The sequence below is a fragment of the Acinetobacter sp. Ac8 genome (genome assembly GCF_055392545.1).
The window spans coordinates 3,817,261-3,840,417 of sequence record NZ_AP043689.1; the positions used below are offsets into that span (position 1 = coordinate 3,817,261).

23 protein-coding genes are annotated in these 23,157 nt (G+C 35.5%); 5 read left to right on the top strand and 18 right to left on the bottom strand.

The annotated features are described in order from the left end of the window. The first annotated feature begins 45 nt into the window (after nucleotides 1-45). The 4 genes from ACZ5QH_RS17965 (at nucleotide 46) to tnpC (ending at nucleotide 4,165) form a co-directional block, all read left to right on the top strand. On the top strand, nucleotides 46-1,482 hold the full coding sequence (locus ACZ5QH_RS17965; protein ID WP_303577555.1) for an ATP-binding protein: 1,437 nt from the start codon (nucleotides 46-48) through the stop codon (nucleotides 1,480-1,482). A 267-nt stretch (nucleotides 1,483-1,749) separates the two neighbouring features. Next, entirely contained in the window at nucleotides 1,750-2,133 is a 384-nt protein-coding gene (tnpA, locus tag ACZ5QH_RS17970; protein ID WP_034589178.1) for an IS66-like element accessory protein TnpA, read from the top strand. After that, a complete protein-coding gene (gene tnpB / locus ACZ5QH_RS17975) occupies nucleotides 2,130-2,465 on the top strand; it encodes an IS66 family insertion sequence element accessory protein TnpB (RefSeq protein ID WP_068523813.1) in 336 nt (111 codons plus the stop codon). The genes tnpA and tnpB overlap by 4 nt, the downstream gene beginning before the upstream one ends. Before the next feature lie 74 nt (nucleotides 2,466-2,539). Beyond that, nucleotides 2,540-4,165, top strand: a complete 1,626-nt coding sequence (gene tnpC, locus ACZ5QH_RS17980) for an IS66 family transposase (protein WP_068532879.1) — start codon at nucleotides 2,540-2,542, stop codon at nucleotides 4,163-4,165. A 216-nt stretch (nucleotides 4,166-4,381) separates the two neighbouring features. Here tnpC and ACZ5QH_RS17985 read toward each other — a convergent pair whose 3' ends face one another. From ACZ5QH_RS17985 to ACZ5QH_RS18035, 11 genes are all read right to left on the bottom strand, one after another. After that, nucleotides 4,382-5,029: a TonB family protein gene (locus tag ACZ5QH_RS17985; protein ID WP_303577986.1), complete on the bottom strand. Its 648-nt coding sequence runs from the start codon at nucleotides 5,027-5,029 to the stop codon at nucleotides 4,382-4,384. A gap of 165 nt (nucleotides 5,030-5,194) precedes the next feature. After that, nucleotides 5,195-5,674: a PIN domain-containing protein gene (locus tag ACZ5QH_RS17990; protein WP_303577987.1), complete on the bottom strand. Its 480-nt coding sequence runs from the start codon at nucleotides 5,672-5,674 to the stop codon at nucleotides 5,195-5,197. Next, a complete protein-coding gene (locus ACZ5QH_RS17995) occupies nucleotides 5,674-6,846 on the bottom strand; it encodes an ImmA/IrrE family metallo-endopeptidase (RefSeq protein WP_303577988.1) in 1,173 nt (390 codons plus the stop codon). The genes ACZ5QH_RS17990 and ACZ5QH_RS17995 overlap by 1 nt, the downstream gene beginning before the upstream one ends. Nucleotides 6,847-7,003: 157 nt before the next feature. Beyond that, the gene (locus tag ACZ5QH_RS18000; protein WP_303577989.1) at nucleotides 7,004-7,321 is read right to left on the bottom strand and encodes a DUF4236 domain-containing protein; all 318 of its coding nucleotides are present in this window, start codon (nucleotides 7,319-7,321) and stop codon (nucleotides 7,004-7,006) included. A 135-nt stretch (nucleotides 7,322-7,456) separates the two neighbouring features. After that, nucleotides 7,457-7,690: a kynureninase gene (locus ACZ5QH_RS18005; protein WP_244013205.1), complete on the bottom strand. Its 234-nt coding sequence runs from the start codon at nucleotides 7,688-7,690 to the stop codon at nucleotides 7,457-7,459. 165 nt (nucleotides 7,691-7,855) lie between these two features. Then, complete coding sequence (locus ACZ5QH_RS18010; RefSeq protein ID WP_303577990.1) at nucleotides 7,856-8,224, bottom strand: hypothetical protein; 369 nt, start codon at nucleotides 8,222-8,224, stop codon at nucleotides 7,856-7,858. 3 nt (nucleotides 8,225-8,227) lie between these two features. Further along, nucleotides 8,228-8,677 (bottom strand): hypothetical protein, encoded by a 450-nt coding sequence (locus tag ACZ5QH_RS18015; RefSeq protein ID WP_303577991.1) that lies wholly within the window; start codon nucleotides 8,675-8,677, stop codon nucleotides 8,228-8,230. Between the two features lie 72 nt (nucleotides 8,678-8,749). Beyond that, complete coding sequence (locus tag ACZ5QH_RS18020) at nucleotides 8,750-8,947, bottom strand: hypothetical protein (RefSeq protein WP_303577992.1); 198 nt, start codon at nucleotides 8,945-8,947, stop codon at nucleotides 8,750-8,752. A 136-nt stretch (nucleotides 8,948-9,083) separates the two neighbouring features. Further along, entirely contained in the window at nucleotides 9,084-10,922 is a 1,839-nt protein-coding gene (locus ACZ5QH_RS18025; RefSeq protein ID WP_303577993.1) for a hypothetical protein, read from the bottom strand. Between the two features lie 178 nt (nucleotides 10,923-11,100). After that, nucleotides 11,101-12,033, bottom strand: coding sequence for a phage antirepressor N-terminal domain-containing protein (locus ACZ5QH_RS18030; protein ID WP_303577994.1), 933 nt, complete (start codon nucleotides 12,031-12,033; stop codon nucleotides 11,101-11,103). 75 nt (nucleotides 12,034-12,108) lie between these two features. Next, nucleotides 12,109-12,264 (bottom strand): hypothetical protein, encoded by a 156-nt coding sequence (locus tag ACZ5QH_RS18035; protein ID WP_303577995.1) that lies wholly within the window; start codon nucleotides 12,262-12,264, stop codon nucleotides 12,109-12,111. 114 nt (nucleotides 12,265-12,378) lie between these two features. On the opposite strand from ACZ5QH_RS18035, the gene ACZ5QH_RS18040 reads away from it, so the two are divergent. Further along, nucleotides 12,379-12,645, top strand: a complete 267-nt coding sequence (locus ACZ5QH_RS18040) for an Arc family DNA-binding protein (RefSeq protein WP_303577996.1) — start codon at nucleotides 12,379-12,381, stop codon at nucleotides 12,643-12,645. A 58-nt stretch (nucleotides 12,646-12,703) separates the two neighbouring features. On the opposite strand, the gene ACZ5QH_RS18045 is transcribed toward ACZ5QH_RS18040, so the two are convergent. The 7 genes from ACZ5QH_RS18045 to ACZ5QH_RS18075 all read right to left on the bottom strand — a co-directional run bounded on the left by ACZ5QH_RS18045 (nucleotide 12,704) and on the right by ACZ5QH_RS18075 (nucleotide 23,127). After that, on the bottom strand, nucleotides 12,704-14,683 hold the full coding sequence (locus ACZ5QH_RS18045) for an ATP-binding protein (protein WP_303577997.1): 1,980 nt from the start codon (nucleotides 14,681-14,683) through the stop codon (nucleotides 12,704-12,706). Between the two features lie 167 nt (nucleotides 14,684-14,850). After that, complete coding sequence (locus tag ACZ5QH_RS18050) at nucleotides 14,851-16,248, bottom strand: hypothetical protein (protein ID WP_303577998.1); 1,398 nt, start codon at nucleotides 16,246-16,248, stop codon at nucleotides 14,851-14,853. 70 nt (nucleotides 16,249-16,318) lie between these two features. Then, complete coding sequence (locus ACZ5QH_RS18055; RefSeq protein WP_303577999.1) at nucleotides 16,319-20,440, bottom strand: tape measure protein; 4,122 nt, start codon at nucleotides 20,438-20,440, stop codon at nucleotides 16,319-16,321. 133 nt (nucleotides 20,441-20,573) lie between these two features. Then, nucleotides 20,574-21,038 carry a PDDEXK family nuclease gene (locus ACZ5QH_RS18060; RefSeq protein ID WP_303578000.1) on the bottom strand — a complete coding sequence of 155 codons (465 nt, stop codon included), beginning with the start codon at nucleotides 21,036-21,038 and terminating at the stop codon, nucleotides 20,574-20,576. Nucleotides 21,039-21,051: 13 nt separating this feature from the next. Then, nucleotides 21,052-22,083 carry a hypothetical protein gene (locus ACZ5QH_RS18065; RefSeq protein ID WP_303578001.1) on the bottom strand — a complete coding sequence of 344 codons (1,032 nt, stop codon included), beginning with the start codon at nucleotides 22,081-22,083 and terminating at the stop codon, nucleotides 21,052-21,054. Nucleotides 22,084-22,231: 148 nt separating this feature from the next. Next, on the bottom strand, nucleotides 22,232-22,759 hold the full coding sequence (locus ACZ5QH_RS18070) for a glycoside hydrolase family 108 protein (RefSeq protein ID WP_303578002.1): 528 nt from the start codon (nucleotides 22,757-22,759) through the stop codon (nucleotides 22,232-22,234). Then, nucleotides 22,756-23,127 (bottom strand): hypothetical protein, encoded by a 372-nt coding sequence (locus ACZ5QH_RS18075; protein WP_303578003.1) that lies wholly within the window; start codon nucleotides 23,125-23,127, stop codon nucleotides 22,756-22,758. The genes ACZ5QH_RS18070 and ACZ5QH_RS18075 overlap by 4 nt, the downstream gene beginning before the upstream one ends. Nucleotides 23,128-23,157 lie beyond the last annotated feature (30 nt).

The following is a 23,157-nucleotide window of genomic DNA, read 5'->3' on the forward strand; positions in this document are numbered from 1 at the left end:
GATGTATTATAAATCTATGTCGACAACACATTTAGAGTATTCCTTATGCTAACTATTTCTGAAAATGAAATCATAGCGCGACTGAAATTTGATAATCCATGGTGGGAAGATAGAAATACTGCTATTAATCATAGCCAACACCCCAAAAGAAAATACTTTTTTAGCTTTTATGAAAATATCCTAAATCGTTCTGTGAACAGAGCACTTGTCTTAATGGGACCAAGGCGTGTTGGCAAAACTGTGATGGTTATGCAAAGTATTCATGAGCTAATTCATCAAAACTCAGTTGATCACAAAAAAATCTTATTTTTATCCTTAGAAACGCCTATTTATACAGGTATTGGATTAGAAAAACTTTTAAATATTTTCAACTCATTACATGACCATAAAAGACATGATGAACTATATATATACTTTGATGAGATTCAATACCTAAGAGATTGGGAAGTACACCTAAAATCGTTAGTAGACTCATATCCAGACTATAAGTTTGTGGTAACAGGATCTGCGGCGGCTGCACTACGTTTAAAAAGTAATGAATCTGGTGCTGGGCGATTTAGTGATTACATACTTCCACCATTAACATTTGCTGAATATCTATCTTTTATAGGAAAAGAATCTGATCTAATTAATTATATTGAGGATGATGAAGATAGTGATGATGAACACGAATACACTACAAATAATATTGAAGATCTAAACAAAGAATTTGTTAATTATCTAAATTATGGTGGGTATCCTGAAACTGTTTTTTCTAAAACTATTCGAGAAAATCAGTCACAATATATTAAAAGTGACATTATAGACAAGGTCCTTTTAAGAGACTTGCCTAGTCTATATGGTATTAATGATATTCAAGAATTAAATAGACTATTTACAACTCTGGCTTACAACACAGGACAGGAAGTATCTTTAGATGGCTTATCGAAGGATTCAGGTGTAGCGAAAAATACAATTAAACGTTACTTAGAATATCTAGAAGCAGCTTTCTTAATCAAAAGAGTTGAAAGGATTGATAACAACTCTAAACGTTTTAAAAGAGCAAACTTCTTTAAAATATATTTAACTAATCCATCTATGAGAGCAGCATTATTTGGACAAATAGAGCCAGATTCTTCACATATGGGAGCGTTGACAGAGACAGCAATCTATAGTCAATGGCAACACGGTGACATAGATTCATTGTATTATGCAAGATGGGATAATGGTGAAATTGACATTGTTTACCTAAGTAATTTACAGAAGCCGCTATGGTTCATCGAAATTAAATGGACAGACCGACCATTTACTGATCATAAAGAACTAGATAACTGCATAAGCTTTAAACGGAAAAACCCCAATATACATACTGAGTCTATTTTAGTTACTAGTAAAACTATAGATGATAAGCTGACATATAGAGATGAATTATTTACATTCAAGCCATCAAGTTTGTATGCATATATTGTTGGTTTTAACTCATTAAAAAGAATAGATAAATAACTATAAACAAGCACCTTAACTAGGGTGCTTGTTTAACTTAAATCTCTTATGTGAATGTCATCAATAGTTCAACTTTTGATCAATTTAGCTGCTATGTAACAAAATAGGTGTTATACATATCAGCCCTTAATCTAATGGCCATTCCACCCTCAGTCTTTCTGCCACATCTACATGTCCATCAGTAAGCGTCCGCTGAACACACCTTATGAATTCATCCTATAAGCCTTAATTTAGTCCCCACTTAAAAACAAGTGGGGACTAAAATTTATGACTACAAATCACCAGACATCCATCGCATCTCTTGCGAAAAAACGAAGAACATACAGTGCTGAATTTAAACAGCAGATCGTTCAGGCTTGTAAAGCACCGGACGTTTCAATTGCTTCGGTCGCTTTGCAACATGGATTGAATACAAATCTTGTATCCAAATGGATTCGCTTAATTGATGGTAAGCCAGGGAATGATCGCTCACCACTACCGAATAAACCTGCATTTATTGCCTTATCTTGCTCTGCACCATTAGATCCTACTCCTACTGACATGTTAACGGTTCAAATTACTTTACCCCACTCAAAAGCAGAAATTGGCTTGAAATGGCAGACATCAGAAATACCTGCCTTGGCAGAATTACTCAAGGCACTTGCAACATGATCCGCATTGATGAAATCTGGTTGTCTACTCAGCCCATGGACATGCGTGCAGGTATGGATACGGCCATGGCTCAGGTGGTGAGAGCCTTTGGCTACATCAAACCGCATTGTGCTTACCTGTTCTGTAATAAACGTGGCCATCGCATGAAAGTGCTGGTACATGATGGACTGGGCATCTGGCTGTGTGCCCGGCGTTTGGAACAGGGTAAATTTCACTGGGCTCAAGTTCACCAAGGTGAAACCGTGGCCCTCAGCCCGGAACAGTTACAGGCATTAATCCAAGGTTTGCCCTGGCAGAGAATTGGATTGCAGCAAGTGGTGAATATGCTCTAAACCAAGCTCGACCATTCTGCCATCCTCCAAACGTTCTATTTCATTATCTTCATGACCTCAGGCATACTGCGGTCATGAATACGCTGCCTGACTTAAGCCAACTGACCCATGAACAACTGCTGGAATTCACCAGACAGTTGGCGCTGCAGCATCAGTCTCTAGCACAATCAAACCAGCAATTAGATGCCAGAGTTCAACATCTTGAAGTCACCAATCAGCAATTAGATTCTAAAGTTCAACATCTTTCTATTCTCAATCAAAAATACGAGCATGAGCTCGCACTATTTAAACAGCACAAATTTGGCAGTAAAAACGAACATCTCACCGCAAAACAAATCCATCTGTGGGACGAAGCGGTTGAAGAGGATATCGCAGCAGTTGATTTGGAACTGGAGCGGCTGAATGCAGATAAAACCGATGCAGCGACACAGAAAGCCAAAACCAATAAACCTAAACGTCGACTGCTACCCGATCATCTACACACCATCCGTATTGAGCATGAACCTGCATCAACCCAATGCAGTTGTGGCTGCCAGTTACGTCGTATCGGCGAAGATATCAGTGAAAAACTGCATTTCAGACCGGCACAGTTCTATAAGGAACAGCATGTGCGTGGCAAATGGGTCTGTGATCAGTGTGACACCCTGACTCAGCAAGCGATGCCCGCCTATGTGATTGATAAAGGCATTGCTTCACCTGAACTGCTCAGCCATGTGCTGGTATCGAAGTATGCCGATCATTTGCCGCTGTACCGTCAGCGCCTGATCTATCAGCGGGCGGGCATTGATCTGTCCAGATCTACTTTATCTGACTGGATTGGTCGCTGCGGTGTGGAACTGGAACCTCTGGCGAATGCCTTAAAACAGGTGGTGCTGCAACAGCGGGTGATCCATGCCGATGAAACACCAGTCACCATCATGCGGATGGGTGATGATGAGAAAAAACCGAAGAAAGGTTATGTCTGGGCCTATGCCACTACACAGTACAATCCAGTTCAAGCGGTGATCTATGACTTTCAGGATAGCCGTTCAGGTCAGCATGCAGAAGAGTTCCTGAATGGCTGGCAGGGCCATCTGGTCTGTGATGATTACAGTGGTTATAAAGCACGCTTTAAATCAGGCGATGTCATTGAGGTGGGCTGCATGGCGCATGCACGTCGTAAATTCCATGAGCTACATGTGACTGGGAAAAGTCAGATCGCTGAACAGGCATTACTGATGATTCAGAAACTGTATGCGATAGAAGCAGAACTCAGGAAAAAGACCGATGGTACAGCGGAAGACCGCCGCGAATACCGACAACTGCATAGTCAACCAGTGATGCAACAACTATATGAATGGCTCAACCAACATCATCTGACAGTGCCATCGAGTTCTCCCACCGCCAAGGCCATCAATTACACTCTGAAGCGTTGGCCAGCTTTAAGCCGCTATCTGGATGATGGCAATCTACCTATAGATAATAATTGGGTGGAAAACCAGATGCGACCTTGGGCGTTGGGACGTAAGAATTGGCTATTTGCAGGTTCGCTGCGCAGTGGACAGCGAGCGGCAAATATCATGACTTTAATCCAGTCAGCAAAGCTGAATGGGTTGGATCCGTATGCCTATCTCAGTGATGTGCTGAAAAGGCTGCCGACGCATAAAGCGACCCAAATAGAAGAATTACTACCACATCGCTGGAAATCCAACTCAAATTAAAAAATAGGCATGGGGTTCAGCGGATGCTTACGTCCATCAGATAGTTTCTTTGAAAGCACTGGCTTGAAACTTTGAGCTGTATTGACAAGCTGTCAGCGCTGAGTTTGGTGCTAGCCTCCATGGGAAGATAAATTTTTTCATTGCTCATAAATTTGGTCTAATAAAAACCCACTCAGGTGAGTGGGTTTAGTTTTCTCATTTTTGTAAAAATATACTTTATCCTTCTTCAGCAGAATCTAAAGAAAAGTAAAATTCTTTCGTCTTTTTAATCGGATAAGGCTTACCGTTGATATTTAAAGGCTTAAAACTTGCTTTATCTTTAAATTCTTTGAGTATGTAATTATCTAATTTAGTTAATCCGCTACTTTTGGTGATCTCAGATTTAGTTATTTTGCCGTTATTATCAGCTTCTAAATAAATACTTAATGATCTGTTTTCACCTTCTAAATCTGATTTTTTTAGAACGATTCTTGGTTCATTTTCGAATTTAGGATCTCTAGAAACTGCAAAGTGAAAAGGTTGTTTTGCGCGTGCTGGGTAATTAGTTTTTACATCCCAATCATTCCAAGCTCTAAATTTTGCTTTTTGCACCGCCTGTAAAACTAAATTATCTACATCATCCACACCACTACTTTTTATTACCTCAGCATGTTTAACCCAGCCAGTCACATCGGTTTCAAACGAGATTAAAACATCTCTGTCGTAACCTTTTAATATTTCATCTTTAAAAAATATTCTTGGCGGCCTCGCCCATTTAGCTAACATTTTATCATTTGTGCTTTTCTGCACTTCTTGAACCTGAGAATCTGCTCCAAAACAAAAACTGGAAACCAATAAGCAGAAAATTATAAATAAGCTTTTCATGATATATCTCTTATATATTTAGACCAACATACTAATTTTTATGCCAAAAAGAAACCTCCCGAGGGAGGTTTGTATTCTTATCTAGGGCTTCCTTAATACCTGTATAATTCTTGACTACAATAATTAATTTATTAAGTACAGATTTAGTGGGCGTTGTAAGAGAAATTAAAATCTCCATTTTTGTTCCAGCATAAGCTCTTCAAAATTCATATATTCAACATCAAAATGTTCGCAAACATTTGGTATTTTAGAGCTATTTGGCTTGTAAGCTTCTTCTGTGATTAAAATACCATTGTGTATCTTTGCGCAAGCTATTAAGAATGGATCAGCTACAGGAGTTCCCCTCAGCTTTTGCGTATTACCAATTAGTGTTTGAAAGTGCTTAACCTTGAAGATCTCACTAACAAATAAAAGTTCATCTCTCGTTGGAGTTGTAAAAATCTGATTTTTCCAATCATTTAACCATTCAAGTAGATGTGGTGTGGGGCTTCCATTATTGACTTCAGTCCACACTTCTTTCGTTGAAATCAAGTGTCCATTCTTCACAAGATCATCTAAATGATTCCATACTGTTTCAAATATAGCTGGGTAGTAATGTTTCATTTTATTGAATGAAGATGTGTCAAATATATATGTTCTATTCATTAATTGACACTCTTCAAAATCATTTGCTCAAGACCTGCAAAATTCTTAGGTTTTATACCTAGATATTCAGATGCACTTTCTAAACTTAGCTTGTGGTTATAGTGTTTAGATACAACTTCTTTTGTGAACCTAGAACTTAAATAAGCATTTTGAGTTGCATACCAATTTCCGTTACCTGAAGGTTTTATTTGATTATTCCAAATCTTAACCTTTTCTAGGTATATATACTCTGATACTTTTTTTAAGTCTAAAAATTTCCTCAAAACAACTTCTCGACTAACGCAGTATCTTTTAGATAAACTAATAACAATTTCATCTAAGTTATACAAATCAAGCTCATCGGGTAGGGTTCGGATTTGATAGCTAAAATCTTTATCAGGAATTAGAACCTCTGAAGCAAACCTATTACAGAATACTTCTAGAGCTTGTTCTTTAGAATCCAAATAAGCTATATGTTCATCTGTAAATTTGCCAATCCCATTTACTCCAAGAAGAATATGAGCCAATTCGTGCAAAAGACTGAAAATTTGCCTTGTTTTTGTTGTTGAATTATTTATATAGATGATAGGAAACTCATCATCATTCAAACAAAATCCTGAAATTTCTTTTTGTTTGAAGCTATTTTTAAATACAAAAATACCTTGTTTCTCAATTTCAGAAATCCAATGCTTTAAAGCCTCATCATCGTCTTTAAATTTTGCGCGATCTTCTATTTCTGCATTCAAAACTGATCGAATAATATCAGCTTGCTTTGTAACAGATTTTTTTGGATCTAATTCAAATTTATAAAATAAAGGTCTTCTCTCAGGATTTTTTCCATTATAAAGTTCGGCCAAAGTTAACTGAAATGCTCGAGCATTTCTAAATTGCATATGAGTATTAGGCAATAAATTGGAAATATCAGTATCGGGTAAAGTTCTAAACTCTTGCTTTGGAGTGGATTCTAAAGGTGGCTCTGGAAGAAAAAATACAGCTAAAGGCCTTTTATAAATCTCATAAGCTAATTTTTCTAATTGAGAATAAGTTGGAGCCGCAAGTCCATTTTCCCAATCTAAAATATCTTGCTCTGCTTTCTTTAACTTTTTTGACACGTCAGCAATACTAAAGCCACTAGTTTCCCTAGCCCATTGCAAAAGTTCTGGCTTTACTATTATTTCTAACTGACTATTCATTTCACTTATTTTTCCAATACTTATAATGTTGCCTATAAGCTTTAGACAACATCAATATGTTATCACTTTAGAGCTTTTAATAACCATATTTTTACTGATGATTTTAATTAATAGTTTTAAGAAAGCACCCTAGGGTGCTTTCAAAAAGGCTCTAGCATTAGAAAATCAAGTAAAGAAAGAACACGATGACAGCTAAAATCAATAAGAATTTAAATACTCCCTTAAATGATCCTGCATCTCTAGAGTCTTGATTTGATGAAAGTGGTGCCTTCACCTTACTTTGCTTATTTCTAGGTGAGTAAGACGAATATGATAGCCCTGTCCCAGGCAAGCCAACTGTAGTTCTAGTGCCCTTTTTACCCACATTAACTCTTGCACCATTTTTCCCAACAGATACGCTTGAAACTCCCTTTTTGGTGAGATTCACACGAACACCAGGCATAATTTTAATGCTTTTTCTAAAATTAAATCCCATTGCTTATTTTCCGCAAATTTTCTTAGATCCACTAATTGAACCATCATTGCAAACAAATTTACCTGCCTGACAATTTAGTAGTAATAATTGTTGATGCATGATTGCTCATTTTAATCTCTGTATAATTACTTAATATTAATTTGGTTTGTAATCCCACAACGCACCATGCTCACCACAATTTCGCTCAATTGCATTCATCGTTGTTTCTGTGTCATAAGTTCCCTTTCTCCATTCATCCACAGCAACCTGAACATAAGCTCTACAATTAGCAGGCAAACCTAAGTCTTTACCATAAACAGGCTTACTATTTGGATCTTCTTGAGCACAGCCAGACAAGGCCAAAAATGAAAACAAAACTACTTTTCTCATAATGTAACTACTTTGTTAATTCTCGTAACTATATTAACAGAAGCAATTTGGATAAACATTAGGCAAAAGTAGGAAAACCGCCGAGAGGCGGATTGAAAAAATGAAAATTATTATTAAATATTAATTGCTTGATGTTACATTTTAGCTTACATATTCAATTTAAAATCAAAATAATAAATTATCTAATAGGCTATCTATATCAGCCACTTGCAATCTTACTACTTTAAACAACTCTTCAAGTATAGGAGCGGATTGTGTAAACTCCCAAATAAGATTTTCAAAGTTATCTAAAATTGCAAAACTAGTTTGACTAGTCCAATAAAATGCATGTTCATCATAATAATATCTACTTCTACGTTCAAAAATAGCAATTATTCTATCTTTATAATTAACTTGGAAATATGAATGGATTTCATCCTCTGTAGCAGAAATTAGTGATTTAGGTGGATATGTTAGTACCCATTTAATATCACCTGCAGCGGTCTCACGTAATAACTTGGTTATAAGCTGTATCGATTTATTGTCTGTAAGCATGAATTAATCCCATTTTGAGTCTTTTTCTAATTGTATCAGCATTGTTGTTATCTCGCTCATTTCAGTATAAAGTTTCCATGCTTCATCTTCATCAATATCAGAAATTCTCCCAACTAAGAAGAAATACTTTCTTTGAGATAATTTATAGACGAATTCTTTACACTTTTTTTTGTGTGAATCAGGGAGCTTTGGCATCAAATTTTCAATCAAAGCTTTACTAACCAAAAGTTGTTGATGAACAAGTTTACTTTCTTCAGTCCATTTGAGTATATGTGAAGAAATATTTGATGATACGATCCTTAATTCTTTATTTACTTCAGGCAATCTTGCTCTTATTAGAAAAGAAGAACGTATGTGTTTAGTTTGAAACCAAACAGCAATGGTAATCGCAAAACTTAAATAACTAATAATTGTGGCTATATCAATTAGCCACTGAGGTAAATAACTAGTCAATTTTCATCCTAATCAATATATTGCACAATTTTTTTTACAACTAATAATTATATGATACCTAATCACTTAAAGTCAGTGATCAGAATCAACTATAATTTCCACAAGTAGAGCATCTGGATTTTGACAATTTTTAATGTAGGCTTCGACCTCAGAATCTCTAGTAGAAACAAATCCCTGCCACAAAGGGTGTTGACCTCCTTGAATTTGCTGTGCTCCTTCACAAAGACGACCCGCTAGTAAATTATTCTTTAAAAAGTTATCTATATCCATTATTAGTATCTCGTAATGCTATCAAAATACTAATGTTTTGATTACTTTTTATCAATTGGTTATGTGCCACTATAAATAAAGATAGAGAACCTATTAAAAAAACCCACTCGGGTGAGTGGGTTGGTTTTAATAAAACTTAGTCCTTATATTTATATCGAAAAGAAGCAATGATCAACATATTTGAAGCTATCTTTGCTGAAATATTTAAAGGTGCATTCAGAAGCATTAAATTTGCCCTTTGTTCTGTATTTGCATTCACCAATATATTAATATTATTATTTAAATTAAATCCAATAATTTGATTAACAACACCATGTCCTGAAATATAATTAGAAATAAATTTATTCTCAGGAACTGCTGTAATTGGCAAGCTTATTGAAATTAAGCCCGAATTTAATGTAGAGCTAAATAGTAGACTTGTATAAACATTAATAAACTTACCATCAATCTCATAGTATCCAACAGAATTCAAAATATTTACACCAGCACTCAAAGAACCGTCTATAAGTAAATTTGGGTTATAAGATAATCGCTCATCTGGAAAATCAGAATCAGTAATATTATTTTTTACAAAAACAGATTTATTACCTATTAATGGTGCATCAATATATTTTTTGGGTAGTTGTTTTTTTGAAAGGATAGTATTATTGATTATTTCAATATTTGATACTTCCGCAGAAGATTGTAGAATACAGGCATTACTTTGCAGATCACCAAAACCCACAAAACTATTACTTGAAATTTTAATATTTTTAGTTAAACCTGTTGTTTTTACTACACCATAAATTAAGTCCTTTGATGATGTTCCAAGAATTAATAAGCCATCAATATCTGTATATCTATGAATAAATGAAATTCCTTTCGAACGTTCATTTGCAATATTATTTTCAGCAATAATATTATTCCAAGAATTACCTATGTCACTAACATTTTTTGCTCTTGGTATATCAAAGACCCCAGAAAAATTTGAACTTCTGTGGCTTGCTATTGAAATATTATTTCGGTATACCGGGCTAATTAAAGTACAATCATTAGACTTTACTAGAACTCCAGCAAGTGTAATTTCATTATCTGAAATAGTTAAACCATTAATGTAATCTTTTAATTTATGCTCACCAGTAATATTAACTAATAGGCTACAAACATCAAAACGATTATTAATAATTTTATAATGCCTCATACTACTTTCTAGAGAATGCATTGCTTGTACATCACCAGCAACTATTAAGTCATTATCACAAGCAATTTCTAGTAATGCCCTTTCTCCACCCATTCCAGCACTACCATTTCTAAATGTGAAGCCTCTACCAGATACACGAGCAAAGCAACTAAACCAACCAACATTTACACCTTCACACAGGATATCTACATCTAAATATTTACTTGGTAGTTTTGCTTGTATTATATATGGGATAGCTGGATTATTTTGATCAGGATACTTAGCTGTTAAACTCCCATTAAAAAAAATATTTTTTATTTCGGTGTTTTCATTTTGAAGAATAATCCCCTGTCCCTCTGGATCAAACCAAAGTTGTGATAATTGTCCTTCCCCAATTAAATTGAATGACCAATAAGCCATTCCCTGACTAATTGTGAAGCCTTTTAACCGATAATTACCTGCCAATACACGCATAATGCGCGAACCACCAGCTCTCGGATTATTTTCATTATTGACTAGATAGCTTGCATATTTTTGAAACGCAACAGTGTCGTCATGGCCTGTTTGTGCAGTCGCATTCCAATCACCATAAGCGCCAAAATCATAAACATTATGTTTTGTTGCTTCCAATCTTATCCATCCATTAAAATGAATACCTCCATCATTCAAATTTAATTTTGTTGATTCATATTTAAAATTACCCCCTCCTTTACCGCTCCCTATTTGGTAAGAATTCACTAACACCGTTTGCCCATCCACTGGGCTTTGAATAGCTAATAATTCCGCAATACTTTCTACTGTTGTTATAGTGCTCATTGAATTTTCCTTTTATAATTAATTTTACGTAATTATATTTTATCTATATGTTTTATAAATATTTTTAATAATTACGTGAGACTATTTTGATCTATTTATAGTACAGAAACAATGGAAGTTAAGGGACTTGCGACAGTGTATGGCGCAATAAAAAACCTCCCGAAGGAGGTTTGTATCTTTAACGAGGCACAGTTTTCAACTCAAGCTTCTTGAGATATCCTGCTTGTTTAACTATTTCATAACCCATCATATAGTCATGTAGAGGTTTAAAAGCATCAGCTAACTTCACAATATCAACCGAAGTATGATGTACTGTTTCAGGCATCACTGACACTTTGCCCTTACTAATTAAAACATGGTAAACAAGTCGCTCATCATCCGTGTTCTGGTATTTAAGAAAATCACCAAACTTGACTGCAATTTCATGGGCTATTGGATTTTGCAAGGCTGGATAACGGTGCGCCAAATTTTCTACAAATGATTGGAGTGTTTCTAAAGCATTAGCTTCCTGTGGCTTTTCAAATTTAGTTTTGAGCTCCATTGTTTCTAAATAATGAACTGAATCTGGAAAATGAACAGTTAAAAGTTCTGCATAACGTGGAATTTTAAAATGTCGATTGTGGCGTGACCACATTTCAGCATACGCTTTTCGCTCACCCTTAGATCGGCGATCTACAATTTCATGAAGCAAAGCTTGCTGTTCTGGTGTAATGACTGCACGTTGATTAATTGCATGCCCTTTTGTCCAGTAATCCCAAAGTACATCATCACATTCTTCTTGATACTTAATGACAGTATCTCGAAGTTCAGGTTTTACTTTGTTTGGACTGATTGTCATAAGCCAGCCGAAAAGTTTTCTTAATGGTATGCAAAGCATCTCTTGAATACCACTTAAAGTAGGTATTTCGATAATCGAAACACCCCATCTAGTAGGGGTATCACCATTTTGGTTATACCCTTGTGTTAGTTTGCGATGTTGGGTTTGCCACGCTAACCCCATACCCTCAACAATAGGTTTCATTGGTGTATATGGTTGCCCATGATGCTCAACTAAAAATAATTCAGCATTGTGGAAAGGTACGGTTATTTGCTGTAAACTCATTGAAGTCATATTTAATTCCTTAATGTTGACAATCAATCAAGCCCTGCTCGCCAAAGTCACGGGCTTTTTTGTTGTCTGTTGATTTCATGCTTTCGCACTCTTTCTGTTTTCGATTAATAATTTAACTGCTTCATTTAAGAGAAACACAATTGAGCGTTTTTCAGAGTCAGCTATTCCCTTCAGTTCTTTATGCAGTTCGCCTTCTAAACGTCCTTTGACATAAACAATTTGATCTTTCATCTAGACCTCCAATTAATGCCACACTTTGTGGCGTTTAATAACTATAGCCACACTTTGTGGTATTGTAAATAGATCAAAACAACATTTTGCCACTTTTTGTGGCATGAGGTAATTATGAGCAATCAAAGCGACCATACAATCGTTAGATTACGTGTCCCGCCTGAACTAAAAAAACAAATAGAAGAAGCTGCTGAACACAATAACCGCTCTCAAAGTGCGGAGATGGTTGCAAGATTGGAAGAGAGTTTCAAACAAATAAAAGGTGATTCAGAAAACATTGAAGTATTAACAATATTATTGCATGAGCAAAAAGGGCAAATAAATCAATTGCAAGAAATGATTAAGCAACTCGTAATTCGCCCACGACAAATGCATGAATAAAAAGCACCCTAGGGTGCTTTTTTACAAGGAATATTAAAATCATAAATTGCAATCATTGTTAAACTTTAGGAATGTACTTTTCATGCACTTCCTTTAAATATTTTTGAGAACTTTCTTGTGTAACTTCATACTGTAAATGCTCGTTAATAAATTGTAGTTTAGCTCTTGCATTTGTAATAAGTTCCGACCATGTTTTAACCCAAACTGTGATATTGTGCTGAGCAGAATCATGAATTAATCCTTTAGGCTTGTTTCTTTGATTGGCTTCATCTTTAGCATAATCATCCAGTTCATTTGAGATTGCCAAAAAAGTCCACTTGGCTGGGACTTCGTGGAATCGCTCATCATTAGCTACAGCCGCTGCATACTTTTTAATTTGCACAATTACATCATCATCAATTTTCTTAGATGGTCTTTTTAATTCAACAATCAAATAATCAAATTCACCATGTCGAGTTTGATTAACTTTGCTTAACATCAAATCAATACGACCCGTTCTCCCATCAGATAGATAAACTGGATCAATGCTTTCAACAGGATCTTCACGGTTACCAAGTTTAGAGATATGCTTTTTTAATACCTCTTGTAAGCGCTCTTCAGATTGAGATAAGGTGAAATTTTCATCAAAAATCCAAGCTTCATTTTCAAGAATTTTGTGCAGTTGATCTCTTTCAGTAAATACTTTTTTAGTCTTTTCGCCAAATAAAAGATTTTCCAACTCATTGAGAAAGTTTAATCTATTAGCCACGATTGTTGCTGATGAGATAATTGAAGAAAGTTCAGTATTATCTAGTAAATTAGCCAACTTATCTTGATCCTCTTTCTTTAATTCCAATACTTCTGTAATAATTTTTTGAACAGATTCAGGATTTTCAGTAATAGCTTGAGCAATTAATTTAAACATAAATTTCTTAGAAGTTTTTTCGGTTTTATCAAAATTAGGTAAAAAAGTTTGTACATTTGCGGCAAGAATATCGAATACTTCTTGCTCAGCTTTTTCAACTGAATTCCTATTGAATTTATCATCATAAGGATAAATATTTTGATCTTTCCACTCCTGAACAATACCACTATATTTTTCAGCAATCCTCTTTCTAAAGTGCTCTTGAATAGTCTGTATAGAAATATCAACTATTCTGCCTACAGATGGTTCGAAAACTCCTAATGCTAAAGCACCTTGATTTTCTAGCTCTTGAAAATATTCACTTTTTAAATATGCTGTAAAATTAAAACCTTTTGCCTTGATTCTGTTTTTAGGTTCATATTCATTTAAAGAAATTCCTTTAGCTGAACACAAATTTATTACTCTTTCTGTTTCTATATTCCATTCAATAATAGTTAATTTAACAGGATGAGATGTTATCTCAAGACAGTCCTCTGTTAAATCGTAGTCTTTTGAACAAATTTGAACGCTTTTAGGGTCTATCTTATGACCGTTAAAATTTAGTTGTAAGTTTGGGTACTCTGTAAGAAATACTGCAAAACTCTTTGTAATTTCATTAATTGTTTTATCCTTGCGTAATTCATCAGCCTTTTTATACAAGTTTGATATGATTACTTTGGTACCCTTTTGACCTTTAATGCTACTCTCTAGTGAGCTTGTTTTAAATTCTTCGATATGATTGTGGTTTCCTATAATTGAAAAAGTACTAAATAAATTCTTATCTTCAAATGTAGTTTTCCACTCAATATCTGCTCCCAAACAAAATGCTTTGAAGCGTCCCTTTCCATTTTGCCCATGCAAAGGATGATGGTAGTTTTCTTTTTTAATTTTTTTCCATGAATCCCCGATCTCCCCAAAGAAAGTTTGCGCATCTTTAAAGGGAATTCCCTCCCCTTGATCCTCAACAGTGATTGTCTCAAGTCCATCAATAGCATTTATATTGAATTTCACTGAGACAACTTGAGATGAAGCATCAAAACCGTTCCAAATTAGTTCACATAACGCTTTAACTGCTGATGCTTCTGCCAAAGTTTTTATATGACCAGGAGTTGCAACAATTTTTAAGGGTTTAAAATCTATAGTTTTATTATTCATGAGCTATAACATACTGATTTCAACAGTAATTATCCCAAATAAAAAGGTTACCTATAATTAACTATTAATTGATGAATAGTCAAATAGAAATACCCAGTTCAATAACATAACTTTAAATAATTGAATTAAAGAAACCCTCTTAGGAGGGTTTTTTAACTTCTAGGTTCTTAAAGTTTCTTGTAAGCAGCTATCATTTCATCAAAGCTTTTCTTAAAGCCTTCGAGTTCCACTTCATTATCAACATTGTATTCATAAGGCCATTTTTTATACCTAGTGTAAGCAACTTTTCCATTCTTTAATTGATTAATAATACTTAATGTATTAGAAAAGAATTTACCCTCTTTTGCGTTTAAAGTTGCATTTTTATCAATTTTCAAGCTACCAGTAGAACTTGGAAAGTGGTTCCCTCCCACCACCACGCCAAACACACCATTCAAGTAAATCAATGACAAATCTTTCTTAAATAGATAGCAACTTTTATCATTGGTAAATCTATCTTTTTTACAACTATATACCCAATCAGGATTGAGTATCTTCTCAACCTCTTTATCTCTGATCTTTTGAGAATCTATTTTTTTCTTAAAATCATTAAAATTTAATTTTGAATAATCGTAAGATAATTTATAGTCATCTTTTAAGTTTTCATTATTAGATAAACTATTTTTTAAAGTTTGAATATTATCACCTAATAAATATGATTTTTCATCATCATCAACAATGACCAATAGGGCTAAATTTTCGTATACATTATAGGCGACATATAAGGATAAATTGTTATTATAAAAATCTTTATTTTTTTGCCAAAACTTTGTAATTAATAAACCATTTGTGACAGATTTGGAATTTAAACACTCTCCCATATCAAAATCATTTATCCTTAATCCTCCAAATTCGCTTAAGTGCATTGACATTTTTGCTTTGAATTTACTATCTGTCTCTAGTAATTTAAAATTATCTATATTGCATTCTTTATCATCTATTGCAGCATTTTGTACATTATAAACAAATGATTCAGTGCTTGACATTCTTTTTAGTCTATCTTCACTATTAATCTGAGAGAAATTCGAAAAGTTCAGTGATGAGTCTAAATTAACGCCATATAGATTATTCTTATATATTGGATTGGATTTTATTGCTTGTTTCAGCTCACCCTTATTATCTCCCAATACATAAGCATTTTTATTTTGATCGATAATTACACCTAGTAAATCCTTACTTTTTAGGTTGTAAGCTATAAATAAGTCAACTTTAGTATCAAATATACTATTTTGATTCTGCCAAATATAAGTAGTAAATATATTATCCTGAAAATTAGATAATTGAACGCAATCGCCTTTATCGAAATCTTGTATTCGCATTGAACCAAACGTGTTTAATGTTGATTGTAGTTTTGAGCTAAAGTCTCGATCTGTACTCATAAGGGAAAAATTATCTATTTGGCAATTAATATTAATTTTTGGATTTTTAGTTATTGTTTTTTGAAAGTTAGCAAGATCAATTTGTTTCCCAGCAAAAGATAGACCTGATACCGTCAAAAAAAAGCATATCAATAATAATTTTTTCATTCTAAAGCACTCCTCAAAGTGCTCATAAAATATCAATTAAAACAGAAAAAAGCCACCGAAGTGGCTTTTCTTATTTTGACAACAAACCTCCTTGACGCTTCTCTTGAATAATTACAGCTCTCACAGCATTACCAACAACTTGAGCGAACTGTCTCTGATCCTGAGTATTACCACCTGAAGTATTAACGCCTGAGTCAGTGATGTTGACTTCAATTTTAATATCTCCACTGCCTTCACCCTGAGATGAGTTCTTTGGAATAGAATTGAATCGCCTTCTATCAGCATCCTCATTACTCATTCGAGTAACACCAACTAAACCACCATCTTTAAATTTTTGAGTACTGGAATCTGGTAAAGTAGATCCTAAAAACTGCGATTTCATAGCAAGATATTCACTTTGAAATGGAATTTCCCCAGTCTGATTCATATAATTTAAAGCGACTAGACCAATTTTAGAGGCAGCATACTGACGCATCATAAACTCGCCATTGGATGCCATGATTGGAATATCATCACTTGTTCCAGTGCCTTTGCCTGTGATGGGGCCACCAGTTGCAAAACCTTGAGGTGTAATTGCTTGGATCATTGCTAAAAATGTTCCTTGATCCAAGGCTGCCTTAGCGCCTGCTGCCACTTTCTGCCATACAGTACCTGGTTCTTTAGCATAAGCATCTGAAACAGACGACCATAAATTCATACCAGCTTGAGTAAGCGCAAAACCCTGCTGCATTGCAAACATTGTTTTATAAGCACCTGAGCTTTCACCAAGAATACCTTTAAACATATTTGCAAATGAACCGGTCAATTGCTGAGCTTGGGTTAACTGTAGATTCATTGAATCCTTTTGATACTGATTTTCAATATCGATCATCCGTTGATTATGCGCAGCCCAAATTTGTTCACGAACCTCAGCTAGTTTTTGTAAATCAGCGCCTGGCTCTTGCTCTTGGTTTTCAACATCTGCAATCTGTGTATCAAATAGATTTTGTGATGCGCCCATTCTGCTGAATCTATCTTGGCTAACTTGAAAACGTCCATTAGATCCATTCATTTGGGATTGAACAAAATCCCATCCCATAGAGGTATCTTTTAAACGCCGATTCATTTCAACTTGATTTTGAAGTTCAAGCATCTGCGATTTAAAAGCTTTTTCTTTTGGGTCTTCATTGCTCTGAGCAATAAGCTTTTTTTCTATGTCATATCTAGCCTTAGCTAGTTGAAGCTCTGACATGTAAAATTCAGTTGCTTGAAGTAAGCGCTGATTTTTAGCAAGTTTTGACTTTTCAAGTTCATACGCAAATTTTTCATCAACCTCCTCTTTAGCAATCTGTTTTTGAGTATCAGAATATTCTTTGTTTAAAGAAATAATTACTTTTTGAGTGTCGATTTCATTTTGAATTCGTTGCTCATTTGTCCAGTTCCAACCCCGCACATTTAAGTCAAATTGGAGTTCAGCAAGTCGATTTTCATTTGCAAATCGTTCATTCTCTTGACGCTCAAGTTTTGTGTATGTATCACCTGAAAAATGAGATTGAATATCTACTAATTTCTTCTCATGTTCTGTTCTGCGTTGAATCTCACCACTTGAATATTGCAGTTCTAAATCTTGCTTAACTTGCAAGAACTTAACCAAATCATTGACAGAAGTATCAAAGTCTTTAGTTGAGCCATCAAAACCATTTGTTCCTGCAATATAGCCTTTTACATTTTGAACATATTGACGGTTTACTGGTCCAATTTTAGTACCTTTCTCTACGTTCCCTTCGCCTGCATGATAAGCAGATATTGCCATATCCCACGAGCCAAATTTTTTATAGAGAATTTGAAGGTATTTAGCTGCTGCCTCTGCTGATTTACCTAAGTCAAATACATCGCTTCCAGTCAGTTTGAAACGCTTAGCGGTATCATCAAGAAATTGAAATCCACCTTTTGCAGTACCATATTTAGTCATAGGACCAATGGCATTAGCATTACCTCGTGATTCCTGCATATGAATGCCTGAAAGCAGCCCTGGCAAAATACCGTATTTTGACTCAATATTTTCAAAGCCATATTTAGCAGCATTAGACTTAACTTTTTCGTTGACCTGTAAGACTTTAAGCTGTCTCTCAAGCTCTTTAGTCTGATCTTTTTTCGCTTGGGTAATTAAATCCTCTTTTTCCTTCATTTTTGCGGAAATATCAGCAACCTTAAACATTTCCTGTGCGTAAGGAGTCTTAGTTTTAAGTGGATCAAAATTTAATGCTTTTAAAACCTTCAAATTTTGCTCAATTAAAGCATCTGACTGCCCCATACTTTGCAATTTAGCCCTTGCTGCCATTTCTTTAATATCATCAAAAGCACCTGACTTATAACTGTCATAAGCTTTTTTTGACTCTTCAAGAGCTTTTTTCTTAAGATTGATAGAGTCTGTTTCGTCCTTGTTTGCCTTTATTGCAGATGAAGTTTGATTGGTTAATGCTTGTTGAGCAGTTTTAACCTTTTTATATTCTGCATCAGCTTTTGCATGGGCCGTAGTCAACTCATCGATTTCAACTTTATGCTTTTTCTGAACTCCTGATAAGTTATTTACTGCTGTTGCAAATTCAGATGAACTTATTTTGCCCTTATTGTATTCTTTGAAAAGCTTATTGATTTCTCTTGCTGTAGATTCTGACACTGAGCCTGACTCTTCAAGCCATCCAATCATTGCGCTCAAATCTGAATAAGCAACTGTATAACTCGTGGCCAAGCTTTTAACTTGCTTTTCGAGCTCTCGCATTGTTGTGCGTTTTTGAAGCTCATCCAACTTTGAATATTCTTCAACCAACTCACTTACAGTGCCCTTTTGTAAATTAAGCGTGGCAGTTGTATCTTTGGTACTATCTTTGAGCATTAGATATGAACCAGCAACAGCCGCAACAGTTAAACCTAATCCTACTGGTCCACCCAGTACACCAAGCAAACCACGGCCAACACCCATTGATAAGTTTTGGGCTGCATTAACTCGGCTTTGAGAAGCGGCCAAAGCATTTTGAGCAACTGTTAATTCAGCAGTAACTTGAGTCTCAACTCTTCTAAGCTCAGCCATTCGTGTTATTGATGCAGTCCGACCAATACTATTGATTTGCTCTTTTAATCTTTGTACCTCTAATGCTTTTTCAGCTGCAATTGCCGCCAAAGTTGCCTGTGTTGAAACTACTCGAGCCTCTGCACTAGCCAACTCTTGAGCTGCTGCTACCCGCTCTGCTTGTATAGCAGCATACTGAATGGATGTCTGTTCAGTAAGTTGCTTAATTTTTCCATAGCCTGCCATTGTGCTTGTATAAAGTGCTGGAATATAAGTACCAAGCCAATACGCCCCACCAATCATGGCAATGTTTGTTACTGTGTTTAAATTATCAGCAAGGCTTTTTAATGATTCTTGCATCGTTTTAGATATACCTGTTGACTTACCAAGCTCACCAGCATAGTTAGCTACAGCATTGCCAAGTTGAACAAACCCTTGACCAATTGAAAAATCAGTTTTCCCAAATAAGTCATCAACAGAAACTTTTGCGTTCTTTAAAGCCTTGATGACCACATCAGTTGTGAGCTTTCCTTCATTAGCCCAATTTCTCAAATCACCAACAGAAATATTTAACCCTTTCGCAATTGCATCTCTTAATCCACCTGCCTGTTCTGCGATAGAATTATATTCCTCACCCCTTAAGATTCCTGAGCTAAGGGCTTGTCCAAATTGCACCAATGCAGCTTCTGCTGATGCTGCTGTTCCACCGCTAATTGAGATTGCTTTTGAAACTGTCTCTGTGAGTGTTGCTGCATCCTTTAAATTAATTCCAAGGGATTTCGCATTTTGAGCAAATCTTTGATATACCTGAGCTGTTGAATCCCACGCTTGAGCAGTGTTTTGCGCAATAGCAAAAGTATCTTTCATCGCCTGATTAAGCTCATTCTGATTTGCAGTCACAAGCTTCAGTCTATTTTGTAGACCTGTGTACATATCCATCTTAGATATCGCAGTACCAACAGTCACAACACCTGCCAAATACCCTGCCAACTGCCTTGCTGCCACTGACATAGAGTTCATTGAAGTAGTTGCGTAATTACCAGTGCGTTCGATACTTTGTAGCTCTCGATCTAAAGCACGTGCATTACGTGCTGCTTGTTCTGAGCTAATTTCAATAATGAGTGTGCTACGTTGTTCAGCCATGACTTTTCCTTAGGCGTAAAAAAAGCGCCTAACGGCGCATTGCTGATAAACAAAACCCCCGACACCGCAAACTGTCGGGGGTTTTGTTTTGGGTATAAAAAACCGCCTTTCGACGGTCAATTAGAAAATAAAATTATTCTAGAGTTACTTTTTCCTCAATAAGGAAATAGAGCGATTTATTGTTAAAAGGAATGATGAAAAACCTTACAAATACACCACTTGGAAGTGTCAGTTTAGCAAAATAAACATCCAGTTCTCTTACCACAACATCATCACTAAAGCACCACTCAAGATAGTCCATGATTCGAAAAGCGAGATACTTTTTACGATCTGCTGTATCAATTGTCATGCCTAATGGCTTAGTTAATAAATAGTCTTGAATTAATGTTTCAATATTAGAGTACTTAATTTTTTCGTATGTGAAATCTAATCCAACATAATTATCATAGTGTTTAAAAAAGTTGTCTTCTAATGTTAATGATGGATCATTATCAACATCAAAGATATTCAGATTTTTCTCTCTAATATCACCATCGATTTCTGCAAGACCATTTAAAAATCCTGAAAGATAACTGATTGAAGTATCTATTAATTCCATTGTGTAATCCCCTTTAATTACCTTCACACCAAACTGTATAAGCTCGTTTTAAGTCATCTTTTTTGTCATTAAGAATTTTAATTCGCTTTTGATGTCCCACGTATTTTTTAGTACCTTTTTCATTAGGATTTAAGTCACTTTTACGCCAAGTAACTGTTTCTTCCAAATCCTTGATCGCTTGTGAAATTTCATCACATGGATCATTTGGCTTCATATTACGAATCTCATCCTCACGATCATGCGAAATATTATTAGGATGAGGAGCAATGCCCGCAACTATAGCATTCGCTTCTAACTGCTGAACAATCGGTTTAGCTTTCTCTGCATCATTCTCAGCTTCATTTAAGATATCTTGAGCTGCTGCAACTGTAACTGCTTGTGCATCAGTATTGCCAGATTGTGCGTTGCTAATAATCTTTTGGGAAACTGTATCTAGTGGGAGGGTTTCTTTAGGATCATAATATGGGTTAACACGGTACTCAGGCACGATGGTGCTATCAATGCCATAGCAAGAACCATCCCACTTTATACAAGAGGTTTCAACAAAAAAAGATTCACTAGTGATATTTGAGATACTACATCCATGAACATTCGGCTTTGATAATCGCTCTTTACAATAATTTGCTGCAACTTGAGGAATACTACACCCATAAGCCACTACATAAGGTGTGGCGGATGTAGCCTTAAAATAATTTTGACATACAGTTGGCGGCTTGGATGCGTCATGTGTTTTTGAATATATAATTTCATTATTCGCTGGATCCATTATCCAATCTACAGCACCCAACAACTCCTCTACTGCTACTGAAAGTGCTAAGCCGCCAGCACCTCGAACTAATACCTTACTCACATCTTTTGCAACAGGCGCAATCAGAGCATGAGATTTCTTAGCTAGATCAGCAACATTTTTAGAACCATTAACTAAACCAGATGCATCTAACGCAACTGGATTTGTTAATGCCCAACCATTAAGCGTTACGGCACTTGTAAAACCTGAACTCAGGGCTAAACAAATACCAGTTAAAAAAGCTAAACTCTTTTTCATTGTGTTTCCTTTTCTTTAGACATAAAAAAAGACAGTCATCGGACTGCCTTAGGGTGAAATTGGTAATAAAAAAGCACCCTGTTTGGATGCTTTCTAGTACCTATTAATAAATTCAGTAAAACTAAGTTTGACGACTAATTTCATGTCGTTAATTACCATTCTTCATATCTGGCACTGCGTATTTTAAGTTATCTGCAACTCGGTTCGTCCAGCCTTTGCCATAAGTTCCCCAAGTGGTTAACGATGTATAGAATCGCAAACGCTCAGCAGTTAATAAAATCAAAACATCAGTCACAGATAATGCTTTAACCGCAGCAATCGTTTTTGCACCTAAAATACCGTCATCAATCACACCAGTGACTTGTTGTAATTCTTTAACGGCTCGACTTTTCCCAGCATTCACGGCGAAATCCCATAATTGATAAACAATCGCAGGATGGAGTTGTTCAGCGCCAAGTTTGTCCCACCAATCCTTTTTATAAATTGCTTTGGCTTGTTCGAGTGTTAAGTTTTTGATGTCTAAATTCGGGTAGGTGTTGGCAGCAATACCATATTTAGTTCCTTTCAGAACTCCCTTCCCAACTTTTCCACCTGTCCAGTTACCAGGATCATTACGATCATTTGAGTAGCCACCTTCATGGCCAATTAATCGAGCAAATGCTTTCTCAAAATTCATTTAAATATCGCTCCAAATGCTTCTTTAATCTCTGTGATGATTTCATTAAATGATTTACCTTTTAGAAGCTGTACGGATTGATAAGCAATACCTATACAAAGCATTCCAAAAATGGCAAAAATCAACATCACAAAACCTTGGGCCATATGTGTGTAATGGGCTAAGTCATAGTATTCAATAAAAGCTGAGCCACCATACAAACTAATGGCCACGCTAAAAGTGAACTTCATAATGACGCCCATGGTGATTTTGATGCGGCCTTGAGTGTCTATATCTCCACTTAAAGTAAGTGCAAAAATAGCCCCAATAACAGCTGCAACAATTTTAAAAAGCCATGGTAGGCCTTTGATTGAAATTGGATCGTTCAATATATTTCCCCTAATTTTTGGCAATAAAAA